The sequence below is a fragment of the Polaromonas sp. CG_9.5 genome (genome assembly GCF_035984465.1).
GTDB lineage: Bacteria > Pseudomonadota > Gammaproteobacteria > Burkholderiales > Burkholderiaceae_C > Polaromonas.
Map to the genome: position 1 here is coordinate 196,835 of NZ_JAXCHR010000002.1, position 13,254 is coordinate 210,088.

Below are 13,254 nucleotides of genomic sequence, written 5' to 3' on the forward strand. Positions count from 1 at the left end.
GCACCTGGAACGCTGGCGCAGATGCTTCTGGAATGCACCGGCTGATTTCATCGCATCTGGGCAAATTACTCTTTTTTTGATAGCTGCTTGCGCACGCCAGTCGTGCGCAAGAGGCCGATTTGATTAATAATCACCCGCTTTCAAGGCGTCTGCATCACCTGCAGGCCCGCTTCGCTGAAGCGGCGTCGTTACCGCATGAAAAAAGCCCTGTGACGCCAAAGCGCCACAGGGCTTTTTGTTCAGGAAATCCCGAACTTAGAAGCGCCAGCCCAGGCCCACGCCCACCAGCAGCGGATCGGCCTTGAAGTCGCCAATTTTGTTGCCGCCCAGCGATACGTCGGTGCGGATGTAGACCTTCTTCATGTCCAGATTGAGATACAGGCCTTTGCTCAGTGCAATGTCCACGCCGACTTGCAGCGCAGGGCCCCAGCTGTTGCGGTCAATGTCAGCACCGGGAACTTTCAGGTTCACCGAACTGAAACGGGTGTAGTTGACACCGGCTCCCACGTAAGGCTTGAAGCCATTCATGGGAAAGTGGTACTGCGCCAGCAAGACGGGCGGCAGGTGTTTGAAGGTGCCGATGTCCGTGCCGTTTGCATACAAAGTGTGCTTTTGCGGAACCGTCAGGACCAGCTCAACCGCCACGTTGGGGTTGAAGAAGTAGCTCACGTCCACTTCTGGCATCCACTTGTTGTTCATCGACAGATTCAGGGCCGGTGTGGTGCCGCCACCGTTGTCGCTCTGCAGATGCACGGCGCGCGCGCGCACCATCCACGAGCCTTCTGGGGTTTGCTGCGCGAAAGCGGCACCCGACAACAGGGTGGACAAAATAGCAGCGGCGACGAGTTGTTTTTTCATGATGAGCGGCGAATCAGATCAGGGAACATTCCCTGATTTGTATTGGATGTGTTCGCCGCCAAAAGCAATCTGATGTGGCGCAAACCCTCGGCATTCCCGCTGTTGCGTCACTGGATGCTTGCGCCAGATCAAATAGCCCTGTTTTTATCAGGGTCAAATCGTTGCCAACACGCAACAATTTGACCGCTCCCTCAGACCGCCGCCAGCGCCTGCTCCAGGTCAGCCAGCAAGTCGTCAATGTGCTCGATGCCCACCGACAGCCGCACCATGTCCACACTCACGCCGGCTTTGGCCAGCTCAGCCGCGTTCAACTGGCGGTGCGTGGTGGACGCCGGATGACAAGCCAGCGACTTGGCGTCGCCGATATTGACCAGCCGGGTGAACAATTGCAGCGCGTCCTGGAAACGGCCGCCTGCAGCCATGGCATCGGCCTCTGACTTGACGCCGAAGCTGATGATGCCCGAGGCCTTGCCGCCCATGTATTTCTGCGCCAGCGCATGGTCGCGGTGTTCGGGCAAGCCGGCGTAATTGACCCAGGCCACCTTCGCATGGTTCTTGAGGAAATAGGCGATGGTCAGCGCGTTGTCGCAGATGCGGTCCATGCGCAGCGCCAGCGTTTCGATGCCTTGCAAAATCTGGAAGGCGGCCATCGGGCTGAGCGCCGCGCCCATGTTGCGCAGCGGCACGACGCGCGCGCGGCCAATGTAGGCGGCGGCGCCCAGCGCTTCGGTGTAGACCACGCCGTGGTAGCTCACGTCGGGCTCGCTCAAACGCTTGAAACGCGCTTTGTGCTCGGCCCACGGGAATTTGCCGCTGTCAACAATCACGCCGCCCAGCGTGGTGCCGTGGCCGGCCAGGTACTTGGTCATCGCATGCACGACGATGTCAGCGCCGTGCTCGAACGGGCGGCACAGGTAGGGGCTGGACACGGTGCTGTCGACAATCAGCGGCACGCCGGCAGCGTGCGCCACGTCAGCCAGCGCGGCAATGTCGGTCACGTTGCCCAGCGGATTGCCGATGGATTCGCAAAACACGGCTTTGGTGCGCGCATCGATCAGCGGCGCAAACGAGGCCGGGTCGCGCGGGTCGGCGAAACGCACCTCGATGCCTTGTTGCGGAAAGGTGTGGGCAAACAGGTTATAGGTGCCGCCGTAGAGCGCCGACGAAGCAATGATGTTGTCGCCTGCCTCGGCAATGGTCTGGATGGCCGCCGTAATCGCCGCCATGCCCGAGGCCACGACCAGCGCGCCAATACCGCCTTCGAGCGCCGCCATGCGCGCTTCCAGCACGGCATTGGTCGGATTCATGATGCGGCTGTAGATGTTGCCGGCCACCTTCAGGTCGAACAGGTCCGCGCCGTGCTGCGTGTCGTCAAAGGCGTAAGCCACGGTCTGGTAGATGGGCACGGCAACGGCTTTGGTGGTCGGGTCGGGCGTGTAGCCGCCGTGAACGGCGATAGTTTCGATTTTCATGAGCTTCCTGTGAAAAAACATCAAGGCTAACAGGCTGGCAGGGCGCGCGTCCCATCAACCCAGGTTGCCCGATGAGGCAGTCCATTTATTGCGTTCATCGAACTGGAGGCACTGGCCAAAAGGCTTTCAATAGCTATAGTTTTAATAGCTGTTCACGCACGCCAGACATGCACAACAGGCCTGTTTGATCAAATTTCAGGCCCAAGCGCCTTATTTCAGCGCCCCGAATACCTTTTGCAGAATCGCGCTGCCGATGCCGACCGGGTCTTGTCGGTAAAAAAGGCCGTTACCGAGGTGTCACTGCTCGTCAGGCTATTTTTGGCATCGTTGGCGTTCATTGAGCGCACGGCGCTAACCCGCAAATCCTTGGCCATCGGTACGGCGGCTTCGGCGGCGCGGTTGATGGCCGTCGCCAGCTCGTCAATGCGCTGGCCCTGTTCAAAGTTTTTCAGCAGTTTCGCGGCGATCTTTCAGATAGCCGGGCAAAGGAATGCGAACTTTCGGAGTGCCGGGGAATCCATCTGTTTTGCCCAGCAGCGCAGCAGTTTCCAAAACGCCTTTCTTGAGTGCAGTTTTCAAGCCGTTGCTGGCGTTGGCAGGGCTCAGATTGCCCGGCGACACCGCATGGGCTTGGTGACAGATGGCAAAAATCAGCAGACCCAGCGCGCTGCTACCCGCCTGGTTAAAATTTCGACGTTGCATGATGAGGTCTTCTTGATGAAAAAAATTTCCCCTGTAGCCGTATGCCGCATGGCGCTGGCGGGCGCACTGGTGCTCGGAGGCGCCGCATTCCTGTCCGGCTGCAGCGGCGCGCAGACCGCACCCGAGTCGACTTTTGTACTGCTCAACGGCAGCAAAACCACTACGGCAGACCTGAAAGGCAAAGTCACCCTGGTCAACTTCTGGGCCACCAGTTGCGTGACCTGCGTGGCCGAAATGCCAAAGATCATCTCGACCTACAACAAGTATCAGGCGCAAGGGTACGACACGCTGGCCGTCGCCATGAGCTACGACCCACCCAGCTATGTCGTCAATTACGCCCAAACGCGCCAATTGCCCTTCAAGGTCGCGATCGACAACACCGGCGTCAATGCCAAGGCCTGGGGCGACGTGCAACTCACGCCGACTACTTTCCTGGTCAACAAGCGCGGCCAGATCGTCAAGCAGTTCGTCGGCGAACCTGATTTTGCGGCGCTGCACCAGTTGATAGAAAAGCTGCTGGCCGAAACCTGAAGCGGTAAACACCGCAGTCATGCATGCGTAAAAAAGGCTGGCTCCTTTGCAGGAGCCAGCCTTTTTTATGGCCTTTTGAAGCCCAGACAGGCCAGCCAATGCGTTACGCACTGCGCATAACCGCGAAGGTGTCGGCTTTTGCCCCATTCAAGCAGGAAACACGGGACTGGCTTCGCCAGACCGCAGGCGCAGTGGCTCCCTTGTGGCGGCAGAAAGTTACGCGAAGCGAACGACCGCCGAGACTACATCACTTGTTGCGAAAAGCGTCATGGCAAGCTTTGCAGGTTTCTGCCGTTGCCGCAAACGAAGTTTTCAGCGCATCAAGGTTGCCGGTTTTGCTGGCCGCTGCCAGTTTGGTGGACTCGGCAATCAGCTTGTCGCTGGCACCCTTGAACTTGGCTTGTTCCGTCCAGACTTCAGACATGGCCTTGCTGCGGGGATCCTTGTCGGTGCCGGGACCAAAACCGGCCCATGGCAGTTTGGCCATTACCGCGACCAGTTCGGCATTCTCGGCTGCCACTTTGGCATCAAACGGCACTTTGCCATTGGCCATTGCGCCGAGCCGGCCAAAATGCGTGCCCATCACGGACAACGCGCTTTGGCGGTATTTGACAGCGTCTTCAGGTTTGGCAAACTGCGCCGAGGCGGGGGCGACAAAGGCAAGCAGCGTGGCCGCAGCCGCCATACAGGCAAAAGTTTTCATGAAGTTCCTTGCGTTTTTATAAGTCAAAATTGACGGGCATGACAGGCTGGAGTTTAGCGAGTGCCGCTGGGTTCCCCAGGAACTTAAACGCTACGGGAAAGCACCAACGCTGCGGCGCTGAAGTGCCCTGCTTTTCAGTTCTTCCGCCCTCCAAAACAACAACAAGGCTCCGTATGTACACCAACAAAAACCTGATACGGGTACGCGTCTGGGACTTGCCGACGCGAATTTTCCACTGGCTGCTGGTTGTGGGCGTCCTGGGTCTGGGCGTCACCGGAATGCTGGGCGGCAACCTCATGGTGTGGCACTTCCGCATTGCGTATGCGGTGCTGGCATTGCTGCTGTCCCGCCTGATTTGGGGCGTTGTGGGCGGGCGGTGGTCGCGCTTTGGCGCTTTTATCTATTCGCCGCAAAGTGTCATCAACTACCTCAAGGGCAAAGGCAAGCCTGCACACAGTGTGGGCCACAGTCCCGTCGGTGCCGGGTCGGTGTTTGCCATGCTCGGCGTTTTGCTGCTGCAGGTCGCCAGTGGGCTGGTCAGTGACGATGAAATCGCCTTTGCCGGGCCGCTGACCCGTTTTTTCTCGAACGCCACGGTCAGCCTGGCCACCAACTACCACGCCAATATCGGAAAATGGCTGCTGCTGGCGCTGGTGGTGCTGCACATCGCCGCCATCATTTTTTACCTGCGGCGCAAGCACAATCTGGTCAGCGCGATGCTGCATGGCGACAAGGAACTGGTGCTGCCAGCGCCCCCTTCACGTGATGACACCGTGTCCCGGATGGCGGCGCTGCTGATATTCCTGCTGTGCACGGCGGTGGCTTATTGGGTGTCGACACTGGAGTCCGCAGGGTTCTGAAACGCTGACCAGTGGGCATTTGACGTTAAACTGGCCGTTGATTTTTACCATCCACGCCGTGTCCCGCCCCACCATCCAGCTCATCACCCCCGACTCGCCTGCGCATCTGGAGGCCATACGCCAGATTTTTAACGAGTATGCCGAGCAGTTGGGCATTGACCTGTGCTTCCAGAACTTCGAGGCTGAACTGACCGATTTGCCGGGCGAATACGGCTCGCCCACGGGCACATTGCTGCTGGCTCTGGTCGATGGCGAAGTGGCCGGTTGCTGCGGCTTGCGGGCGCTGGATAAAGTGGACTACCCCAATGCCGCCGAAATGAAGCGGCTCTATGTACGCAAGGCATTCCGACGCTTTGGGCTGGGCCGGCAGTTGGCGGAAGCCACACTCGATGCGGCGCGCGTTGCGGGCTACCACTGTGTGTTGCTGGATACGCTGGACGACATGGAGTCGGCACGGGCTTTGTATGTGGAATTGGGTTTCAGAGAAATTCCGCCCTACTATCACAACCCCATTCCCGGCGCGCACTATCTGAAAGCTGATCTTTAGCGCGATCTGGGTTTTTCAGCAATAAGTAGCCGTAGCGCAATCACGACCAGCGCTTCAAGCTATGTATTTAATAGCGAATTGTCCAAAAAAAAGCCGCTACGCTTACGAGTGGCGGCTTGGCAACAAGCAGGGGCTTGTCAAGCCTTGGTTTGTTCCAGCAGCGTATTGGCATCGCTGACTTCAAACTTGCCGGGGCCTTCAATATTCAGGCTGACGACCTTGCCGTCTTTCACCAGCATCGAGTAACGGTTGCTGCGCAGGCCCAAGCCTTTGCCGTTCAGGTCGAGCGTCAGGCCGGTGGCTTGTGCGAAGGCCGCGTCGCCGTCGGCCAGCATGCGTACCTTGCCGTCGGTTTTTTGATCACGTGCCCAGGCACCCATCACAAAGGCATCGTTCACGCTCAGGCACCAGATTTCATCGACGCCAGCGGCTTTCAGCTCGGCGAACTTCTCGACATAACCGGGGACATGCTGGGCTGAGCAGGTGGGCGTAAAAGCGCCGGGCACGGCAAACAGGCCAATGGTTTTACCCGCGCTGGCTTGGGCTACATCGACCGCATTAGGGCCCATGCTGCAGCCGTTACCTTCAACTTCGACATATTCCATCAGTTTGACTGCGGGAAGGGTATCGCCTACTTTGATCATGTGTACTCCGGGTTTGATAGTTTGAGAGCAACGAAAAATCACGCTGCGGGCCGCATTTTGGCGCATTGAAAGAGTCATGCGGCAGGCACGGTCTTTTTAGGCCGTTCGCCTGAACATAAACAGCAAGCAGCAACAAAAAAGGCTCACAAAGTGAGCCTTTTTTGAAGGTGAGGCGTCAAAGTCTTGTGGACTTAAACAATCGCAGCCTTTTGTACCAAACGGGTCACAACCCAGTTCTTGGTCTTGGAGATAGGACGGCTTTCGGTGATCTCAATCATGTCACCCATCTTGTACTCACCCTTTTCGTCATGGGCATGGTACTTGCTGGACAAAGACACAATCTTGCCGTACAGCTCGTGCTTGACGCGGCGTTCGACCAAAACCGTGACGGTTTTGGCACGCTTGTCGCTGACCACCTTGCCAACCAAGGTGCGCTTGAGGGATTTTTTAGGTTCCGTCATTATTTGGCTCCTTGCTTGACGATGGTTTCGGCCAGGATAGTCTTGGCGCGAGCGATACCACGACGCGTGGAGCGCAGCGTAGCGGTGTTGGTCAGTTGCTGAGTGGCTTTTTGCATACGCAGGCCAAAGTGGGCTTTTTGCAGCGCTTTGACTTCGTTCTTCAGGCCGTCAACGTCTTTTTGGCGCAGTTCAGTCGTATTCATTTCTTCATTCTCCTGATTACTGGCCGATCATGCGGCTGACGAACGTGGTGCGCAGCGGCAGCTTGGCAGATGCCAGGCGGAATGCTTCGCGAGCCAGTTCTTCAGACACGCCGACAATTTCGAAAACGATCTTGCCGGGCTGGATTTCAGCCACGTAGTACTCTGGATTACCTTTACCGTTACCCATACGCACTTCAGCAGGCTTTTGGGAAATCGGCTTGTCCGGAAAGACGCGGATCCAGATACGGCCACCACGTTTGACGTGACGGGAAATCGCACGGCGTGCGGCTTCAAGTTGGCGAGCGGTCAGGCGACCACGGTCAGTGCACTTCAGACCGAAGTCACCGAACGCAACCGAGTTACCCCGGGTTGCGATACCGGTGTTACGGCCTTTTTGCTCTTTGCGGTATTTTCTGCGAGCGGGTTGCAGCATGTGTATTCTCCGTTATTAGACCGATTACTCGGTCTTGGCACCGTCAGCTGCTGCAGCTGGCGCGGCTTTGCGGACGCGCTTAACGGTGTTGTTCGGGGCTTCGGCGCCAGACGCCTCGGCGGGTTTGTCGCTGCCGTCAGCCGGTGCGGCGTTGCCACCCAGAGCAGCGCGCGGTGCGCGTGGAGCACCGCGAGGCGCACCACGATCAGGACGATCGCCTGGACGTGCATCACGACGCGGGCCACGGGGCTTGCGCTCTTCGTCGGCAACTTCCACCATGCGAGCGCCGGTTCCGTCGGTACCGCTGCGTCCCAAGGTATCACCCTTGTAGACCCAAACCTTGACACCAATGATGCCGTAGGTAGTCTGTGCTTCGGACGTGCCGTAGTCGATATCGGCGCGCAGGGTGTGAAGTGGCACGCGACCTTCGCGATACCACTCACAACGAGCGATTTCGATACCGTTCAAGCGGCCAGACGACATGATCTTGATGCCCAGGGCACCCAGACGCATGGCGTTTTGCATGGCGCGCTTCATGGCACGGCGGAACATGATGCGTTTTTCAAGCTGCTGGGTGATGCTGTCAGCGATCAGCTTGGCATCAATTTCAGGCTTGCGAACTTCTTCGATGTTCACGGCGACCGGCACGCCCAGCTGGCGGCTCAGTTCTTTTTTCAGCGCTTCGATGTCTTCGCCTTTTTTGCCGATCACGACGCCCGGACGCGCCGAGAAAATCGTGATGCGGGCATTCTTGGCAGGACGCTCGATCAGAACGCGCGAAACCGCAGCATTCTTGAGCTTCTTCTTCAGGTACTCACGCACCTTGATGTCTTCGGCCAGCATACCGGCGAAGTCACGGTTATTGGCGTACCAGCGGCTGGCCCAGTTGCGGCTGATTGACAGCCGAAAACCGGTTGGGTTGATTTTTTGTCCCATGTCTGCCCTTAGTTACCAACGACCACGTACACATGGCACGTAGGCTTGCTGATGCTGTTGCCGCGGCCTTTTGCACGCGCAGAAAAACGCTTGAGTGTGGCACCTTGCTCGACATAGATGGTTTTCACCCTCAACTCGTCGATATCGGCACCATCGTTGTGTTCAGCGTTGGCGATGGCGGACTCAACCACCTTCTTGATGATTCCAGCAGCTTTTTTCTGCGTGAAATTCAGGATGTTGAGCGCTTGATCCACTTTCTTGCCGCGGATCAGGTCAGCGACCAGACGGCCTTTGTCGACCGACAGACGAACGCCCCGGAGGGTTGCACGTGTTTCCATGGTCTATTCCTTACTTTCTCACAACTTTTTTGTCAGCCGGGTGACCTTTGAAAGTCCGGGTGAGTGCGAACTCGCCCAGCTTGTGGCCAACCATTTGATCGGTGATGTAGACGGGGACGTGCTGCTTGCCGTTGTGGACGGCGATGGTCAGGCCGATGAACTCGGGCAGGATCATGGAGCGGCGCGACCAGGTCTTGATCGGCTTTTTGTCTTTGTTGGTAACGGCTTTATCAGCCTTTGCTACCAAATGGTGGTCGACAAATGGACCTTTTTTGAGTGAACGTGTCATTTCCTGCCCTTACTTCTTGCGACGCGAAACAATCATCACTTGCGTGCGCTTGTTGTTGCGGGTGCGGTAGCCCTTGGTCAGGTTACCCCATGGATCGACAGGATGGCGACCTTCGCCGGTCTTGCCTTCGCCGCCACCGTGTGGGTGATCGACCGGGTTCATGACCACACCGCGAACGGTTGGGCGAATACCCATCCAACGCTTCACACCAGCTTTGCCGAGACGGCGCAGGCTGTGTTCTTCGTTGGCAACTTCACCGAGGGTGGCACGGCATTCGATGTGAATCTTGCGAACTTCACCGGAGCGCATACGCACCTGAGCGTAGGTACCTTCACGGGCCAGCAGCGTCGCGGATGTACCGGCGGAGCGGGCGATTTGCGCACCCTTGCCGATTTGCATCTCGATGCAGTGGATCGTGGAGCCCACGGGAATGTTGCGGATCGGCAGCGTGTTTCCGACGCGAATCGGTGCTTCCGAACCGCTCAAGATGGTGGCGCCGACTTCAAGGCCACGAGGAGCAATGATATAAGCGCGCTCGCCGTCGGCGTAGCAGATCAGGGCAATATGGGCCGTGCGGTTAGGGTCGTACTCAATACGCTCGACCTTGGCCGGAATGGCATCCTTGTTGCGCTTGAAGTCAACCACGCGGTAATGGTGCTTATGACCACCGCCCTTATGGCGAACCGTGATGTGCCCGTTGTTGTTACGACCGGCGTGCTGGAACTGAGGTTCGAGCAACGGCGCGTAAGGCTCACCCTTGTGCAGGTGATCCCGGGAAATCTTCACCATGCCGCGCATACCCGGCGAGGTGGGTTTCATTTTAATGACAGCCATTACGCAGACTCCCCACCGAGGTTCAGCTCTTGACCGGCTTGCAACGTCACATAGGCTTTGCGCAGGTTGTCCCGGCGGCCTACAGACTTGCCAAAGCGCTTGGTCTTGCCTTTGATGTTCAGTACGGCCACAGCCTTGACATCTACCTTGAACATCAATTCCACAGCGGCCTTGATTTCATATTTGGTAGCGTCCTGCAAGACCTTGAAGGTGACCGAATTGGATTTTTCCGCAATCATCGTAGCTTTTTCAGACACGATGGGAGCGACCAAAACCTGCATCAGGCGGCCTTCGTTGTATTTGGTTTGGGCGTTCACGGCACTCATGCAAACATCTCCTTGAGTTGGTCCATGGCGGCCTTGGTCACGAGCACCTTTTTGTAGTGCACCAGCGACAGCGGGTCGGCATAGCGGGGCTCAACAACCAGGATATTGACCAGGTTGCGCGATGCCAAGTACAGGTTTTCGTCGACCTGATCAGCAATCACCAGCACCGAATTGAGATTCATAGCCTTGAACTTGTCAGCCAGGACTTTGGTCTTGGGTGAGTCCACGGTCAGCGAATCAACCACAGCCAGGCGGCCTTCGCGCGCCAGCTGGGAAAAGATCGAAGCCATACCGGCGCGATACATTTTCTTGTTGATCTTGTGCGTGAAGTTTTCATCAGGCATGTTCGGGAAAATACGACCGCCGCCGCGCCACAGCGGGGAAGAAGTCATACCTGCACGTGCGCGACCGGTACCTTTTTGTTTAAAAGGTTTCTTGGTCGAGTGACGGACTTGCTCACGGTCCTTCTGGGCACGGGTACCCTGGCGGGCGTTGGCCTGGAAGGCCACGATCACCTGATGAATCAGGCTTTCGTTGTATTCGCGACCAAATACGGTATCGGACACGTCCACTTTGGACGATGACAGACCCTGGTCATTCAGGAGTTCGACCTGCATCAGTTCGCTCCTTTAGCAGCATTTGTGGGCTTGACTTTGATCGCGGCACGAACCGTGACAAAACCGCCTTTGGAACCAGGCACAGCGCCACGAATCATCAGCAGTTGCCTAGCTTCGTCAATGCGCACGATATCGAGGTTTTGTGTGGTGATGGTGCAGTCACCCATGTGGCCCGTCATGCGTTTACCAGGAAACACGCGACCGGGATCCTGCGCCATACCGATGGAGCCGGGAACGTTGTGCGAACGGCTGTTACCGTGCGACGCGCGCTGCGACTTCATGTTGTGACGCTTGATGGTGCCGGCAAAGCCTTTACCAATGGAAGTACCCTGCACGTCCACCAGTTGGCCCACAGCAAAAATATCGGCAGCAGGTACAACTGTACCGGCAGCGTATTTTCCTGCGACGTCAGCCGTCACGCGGAATTCTTTCAGGATTTCACCCGCTTCAACGCCTGCTTTCGCAAGGTGGCCGGCGGCCGGCTTGGTCACGCGCGATGCTTTGCGCGAACCGAATGCCACTTGGAGGGCATCGTAGCCGTCATTTGCTTCGGTTTTAACCTGGGTCACGCGGTTGTTGGATACGTCCACCACCGTGACAGGAACTGTGTCCCCATCATCAGTGAACAGACGCATCATGCCAACCTTGCGGCCCAGCAACCCGAGGGAGTTGCTCAGACTCATGATGTGTTCTTTCGTAACTTCCACCGTTGCCACTTCAATTGGTAGCAAGCGTTTTGATGTGAAAGACTGTTAATAAAACTGCCCGAACTTCATATGATTTCTCATGCCAATTTCAGGACAGCCCAAAAGTATAGCGCAGACTGCCATAAATGGCAAATCTGCGCTAAATAGAAGAAATTAAAACGGTCTGGTGCGGGGTTTTCACCCCCCTGCCGATCGTCTTATTTTTAACTTACTGCAGCTTGATTTCCACGTCCACGCCAGCAGGCAGATCGAGCTTCATCAACGCATCAACGGTCTTGTCCGTTGGGTCAACGATGTCCATCAGACGCTGGTGCGTACGGATTTCCAGCTGGTCGCGGCTCGTTTTGTTGACGTGGGGCGAACGCAGGATGTCGAAACGCTTCATGCGGGTTGGCAATGGCACGGGGCCCTTGACAATCGCGCCGGTGCGCTTGGCGGTGTCGACAATCTCGGCGGCTGACTGGTCAATCAGTTTGTAGTCAAACGCTTTGAGACGGATACGGATTTTTTGCTTGGTGGCCATGGTAATTCCTTGGGTTTATGAAGAATTACGCGAGGATCTTGGCCACAACGCCAGCGCCCACGGTACGGCCACCTTCGCGAATGGCGAAGCGCAGGCCTTCTTCCATGGCGATCGGGTTGATCAGCTTGACGGTGATCGACACGTTGTCGCCTGGCATGACCATTTCCTTGCCTTCTGGCAACTCAATCGCACCGGTCACGTCCGTCGTGCGGAAGTAGAACTGGGGACGGTAGTTGTTGAAGAAAGGGGTGTGGCGTCCGCCCTCATCCTTGGACAAAACGTAGATCTCGCCGGTGAAGTGCGTGTGTGGCTTGATGGTGCCGGGCTTGCACAGCACTTGGCCGCGCTGGACGTCTTCACGCTTGGTGCCGCGCAGCAAGATGCCGACGTTGTCGCCAGCCTGGCCCTGATCGAGCAGCTTGCGGAACATTTCCACGCCGGTGCAGATGGTCTTTTGCGTGTCAGCAATACCGACGATCTCGATTTCTTCGCCGACCTTGACAATACCGCGCTCGATACGACCGGTCACGACGGTGCCACGGCCGGAGATCGAGAACACGTCTTCCACGGGCATCAGGAAAGCGCCGTCAATAGCGCGCTCTGGCAGGGGAATGTAGTTGTCGAGGGCATCGGCCAGCTTCATGATGGCTTCTTCGCCCAGCGGGCCCTTGTCGCCTTCGAGGGCGAGCTTGGCAGAGCCGTGGATGATCGGGGTGTCGTCACCCGGGAAATCGTACTTGTCGAGCAGCTCGCGCACTTCCATCTCGACGAGTTCGAGCAGCTCGGCATCATCGACCATATCGCACTTGTTCAGAAACACGATGATGTAAGGCACGCCGACCTGGCGGGCCAGCAAGATGTGCTCTCTAGTCTGGGGCATCGGGCCGTCGGCAGCCGAGCAGACCAAAATGGCGCCGTCCATCTGGGCCGCACCGGTGATCATGTTCTTCACATAGTCGGCGTGGCCCGGGCAGTCGACGTGCGCATAGTGGCGCGCAGCCGTCTCGTACTCGACGTGGGCGGTGTTGATGGTGATGCCGCGCGCTTTTTCTTCGGGCGCCGCGTCAATTTGATCGTAGGCCTTGGCTTCGCCGCCGAACTTGGCTGCCAGCACGGTCGCAATTGCTGCCGTCAGCGTGGTCTTGCCATGGTCGACGTGGCCGATCGTGCCGACGTTGACGTGCGGCTTGGTCCGCGAAAATTTCTCTTTTGCCATTTCCAACTCCAAATATAAAGAACTTGCCCGTGTACGGTTTAACGTCTGCACTGT

General features: G+C 57.4%; 21 protein-coding genes. 3 read left to right on the forward strand and 18 right to left on the reverse strand.

Translation table 11 applies throughout. The features are described 5' to 3' along the window. Window positions 1-255 precede the first annotated feature (255 nt). The 4 genes from RCH06_RS02440 to RCH06_RS02455 form a co-directional block, all read right to left on the reverse strand. Window positions 256-858 (reverse strand): OmpW/AlkL family protein, encoded by a 603-nt coding sequence (locus RCH06_RS02440; RefSeq protein ID WP_327079841.1) that lies wholly within the window; start codon window positions 856-858, stop codon window positions 256-258. 191 nt (window positions 859-1,049) lie between these two features. After that, window positions 1,050-2,330, reverse strand: coding sequence for an O-acetylhomoserine aminocarboxypropyltransferase/cysteine synthase family protein (locus tag RCH06_RS02445; protein WP_327079842.1), 1,281 nt, complete (start codon window positions 2,328-2,330; stop codon window positions 1,050-1,052). A 215-nt stretch (window positions 2,331-2,545) separates the two neighbouring features. Continuing rightward, window positions 2,546-2,797, reverse strand: a complete 252-nt coding sequence (locus RCH06_RS02450; protein WP_327079922.1) for a DUF4197 family protein — start codon at window positions 2,795-2,797, stop codon at window positions 2,546-2,548. Beyond that, window positions 2,769-3,032, reverse strand: a complete 264-nt coding sequence (locus RCH06_RS02455; RefSeq protein WP_327079843.1) for a DUF4197 family protein — start codon at window positions 3,030-3,032, stop codon at window positions 2,769-2,771. Before RCH06_RS02455 ends, RCH06_RS02450 begins: the two co-directional genes overlap by 29 nt. Window positions 3,033-3,047: 15 nt before the next feature. Here RCH06_RS02455 and RCH06_RS02460 point away from each other — a divergent pair, with 15 nt between their 5' ends. Further along, complete coding sequence (locus RCH06_RS02460) at window positions 3,048-3,563, forward strand: TlpA family protein disulfide reductase (RefSeq protein WP_327079844.1); 516 nt, start codon at window positions 3,048-3,050, stop codon at window positions 3,561-3,563. A 247-nt stretch (window positions 3,564-3,810) separates the two neighbouring features. Here RCH06_RS02460 and RCH06_RS02465 read toward each other — a convergent pair whose 3' ends face one another. Continuing rightward, window positions 3,811-4,266: a c-type cytochrome gene (locus RCH06_RS02465; RefSeq protein WP_327079845.1), complete on the reverse strand. Its 456-nt coding sequence runs from the start codon at window positions 4,264-4,266 to the stop codon at window positions 3,811-3,813. A gap of 173 nt (window positions 4,267-4,439) precedes the next feature. Here RCH06_RS02465 and RCH06_RS02470 point away from each other — a divergent pair, with 173 nt between their 5' ends. Beyond that, complete coding sequence (locus tag RCH06_RS02470; RefSeq protein ID WP_327079846.1) at window positions 4,440-5,126, forward strand: cytochrome b/b6 domain-containing protein; 687 nt, start codon at window positions 4,440-4,442, stop codon at window positions 5,124-5,126. Window positions 5,127-5,184: 58 nt separating this feature from the next. Continuing rightward, window positions 5,185-5,673: a GNAT family N-acetyltransferase gene (locus RCH06_RS02475; RefSeq protein ID WP_327079847.1), complete on the forward strand. Its 489-nt coding sequence runs from the start codon at window positions 5,185-5,187 to the stop codon at window positions 5,671-5,673. A 137-nt stretch (window positions 5,674-5,810) separates the two neighbouring features. Here RCH06_RS02475 and RCH06_RS02480 read toward each other — a convergent pair whose 3' ends face one another. The 13 genes from RCH06_RS02480 to tuf form a co-directional block, all read right to left on the reverse strand. Continuing rightward, on the reverse strand, window positions 5,811-6,317 hold the full coding sequence (locus tag RCH06_RS02480) for a peroxiredoxin (RefSeq protein ID WP_327079848.1): 507 nt from the start codon (window positions 6,315-6,317) through the stop codon (window positions 5,811-5,813). Between the two features lie 191 nt (window positions 6,318-6,508). Continuing rightward, window positions 6,509-6,778, reverse strand: a complete 270-nt coding sequence (rpsQ, locus tag RCH06_RS02485) for a 30S ribosomal protein S17 (protein ID WP_327079849.1) — start codon at window positions 6,776-6,778, stop codon at window positions 6,509-6,511. Continuing rightward, complete coding sequence (gene rpmC, locus RCH06_RS02490) at window positions 6,778-6,981, reverse strand: 50S ribosomal protein L29 (protein WP_327079850.1); 204 nt, start codon at window positions 6,979-6,981, stop codon at window positions 6,778-6,780. The genes rpsQ and rpmC overlap by 1 nt, the downstream gene beginning before the upstream one ends. A 16-nt stretch (window positions 6,982-6,997) precedes the next feature. After that, window positions 6,998-7,414, reverse strand: a complete 417-nt coding sequence (rplP, locus tag RCH06_RS02495; protein WP_293465404.1) for a 50S ribosomal protein L16 — start codon at window positions 7,412-7,414, stop codon at window positions 6,998-7,000. A gap of 24 nt (window positions 7,415-7,438) precedes the next feature. Beyond that, window positions 7,439-8,350 carry a 30S ribosomal protein S3 gene (gene rpsC / locus RCH06_RS02500; protein WP_327079851.1) on the reverse strand — a complete coding sequence of 304 codons (912 nt, stop codon included), beginning with the start codon at window positions 8,348-8,350 and terminating at the stop codon, window positions 7,439-7,441. A gap of 8 nt (window positions 8,351-8,358) precedes the next feature. After that, window positions 8,359-8,688, reverse strand: a complete 330-nt coding sequence (gene rplV, locus RCH06_RS02505) for a 50S ribosomal protein L22 (protein ID WP_011799641.1) — start codon at window positions 8,686-8,688, stop codon at window positions 8,359-8,361. 10 nt (window positions 8,689-8,698) lie between these two features. Next, complete coding sequence (gene rpsS, locus RCH06_RS02510) at window positions 8,699-8,977, reverse strand: 30S ribosomal protein S19 (protein WP_007866503.1); 279 nt, start codon at window positions 8,975-8,977, stop codon at window positions 8,699-8,701. A 9-nt stretch (window positions 8,978-8,986) separates the two neighbouring features. Beyond that, the gene (gene rplB / locus RCH06_RS02515) at window positions 8,987-9,811 is read right to left on the reverse strand and encodes a 50S ribosomal protein L2 (protein ID WP_327079852.1); all 825 of its coding nucleotides are present in this window, start codon (window positions 9,809-9,811) and stop codon (window positions 8,987-8,989) included. Then, window positions 9,811-10,137 (reverse strand): 50S ribosomal protein L23, encoded by a 327-nt coding sequence (rplW, locus tag RCH06_RS02520; protein ID WP_327079853.1) that lies wholly within the window; start codon window positions 10,135-10,137, stop codon window positions 9,811-9,813. Before rplW ends, rplB begins: the two co-directional genes overlap by 1 nt. After that, entirely contained in the window at window positions 10,134-10,754 is a 621-nt protein-coding gene (gene rplD / locus RCH06_RS02525; protein WP_011799638.1) for a 50S ribosomal protein L4, read from the reverse strand. Before rplD ends, rplW begins: the two co-directional genes overlap by 4 nt. Beyond that, window positions 10,754-11,437, reverse strand: coding sequence for a 50S ribosomal protein L3 (rplC, locus tag RCH06_RS02530; RefSeq protein ID WP_327079854.1), 684 nt, complete (start codon window positions 11,435-11,437; stop codon window positions 10,754-10,756). The genes rplD and rplC overlap by 1 nt, the downstream gene beginning before the upstream one ends. A gap of 232 nt (window positions 11,438-11,669) precedes the next feature. Next, window positions 11,670-11,984 carry a 30S ribosomal protein S10 gene (gene rpsJ, locus RCH06_RS02535; protein WP_007838118.1) on the reverse strand — a complete coding sequence of 105 codons (315 nt, stop codon included), beginning with the start codon at window positions 11,982-11,984 and terminating at the stop codon, window positions 11,670-11,672. 25 nt (window positions 11,985-12,009) lie between these two features. Next, entirely contained in the window at window positions 12,010-13,200 is a 1,191-nt protein-coding gene (tuf, locus tag RCH06_RS02540) for an elongation factor Tu (RefSeq protein WP_327079855.1), read from the reverse strand. Between the last annotated feature and the right edge of the window lie 54 nt (window positions 13,201-13,254).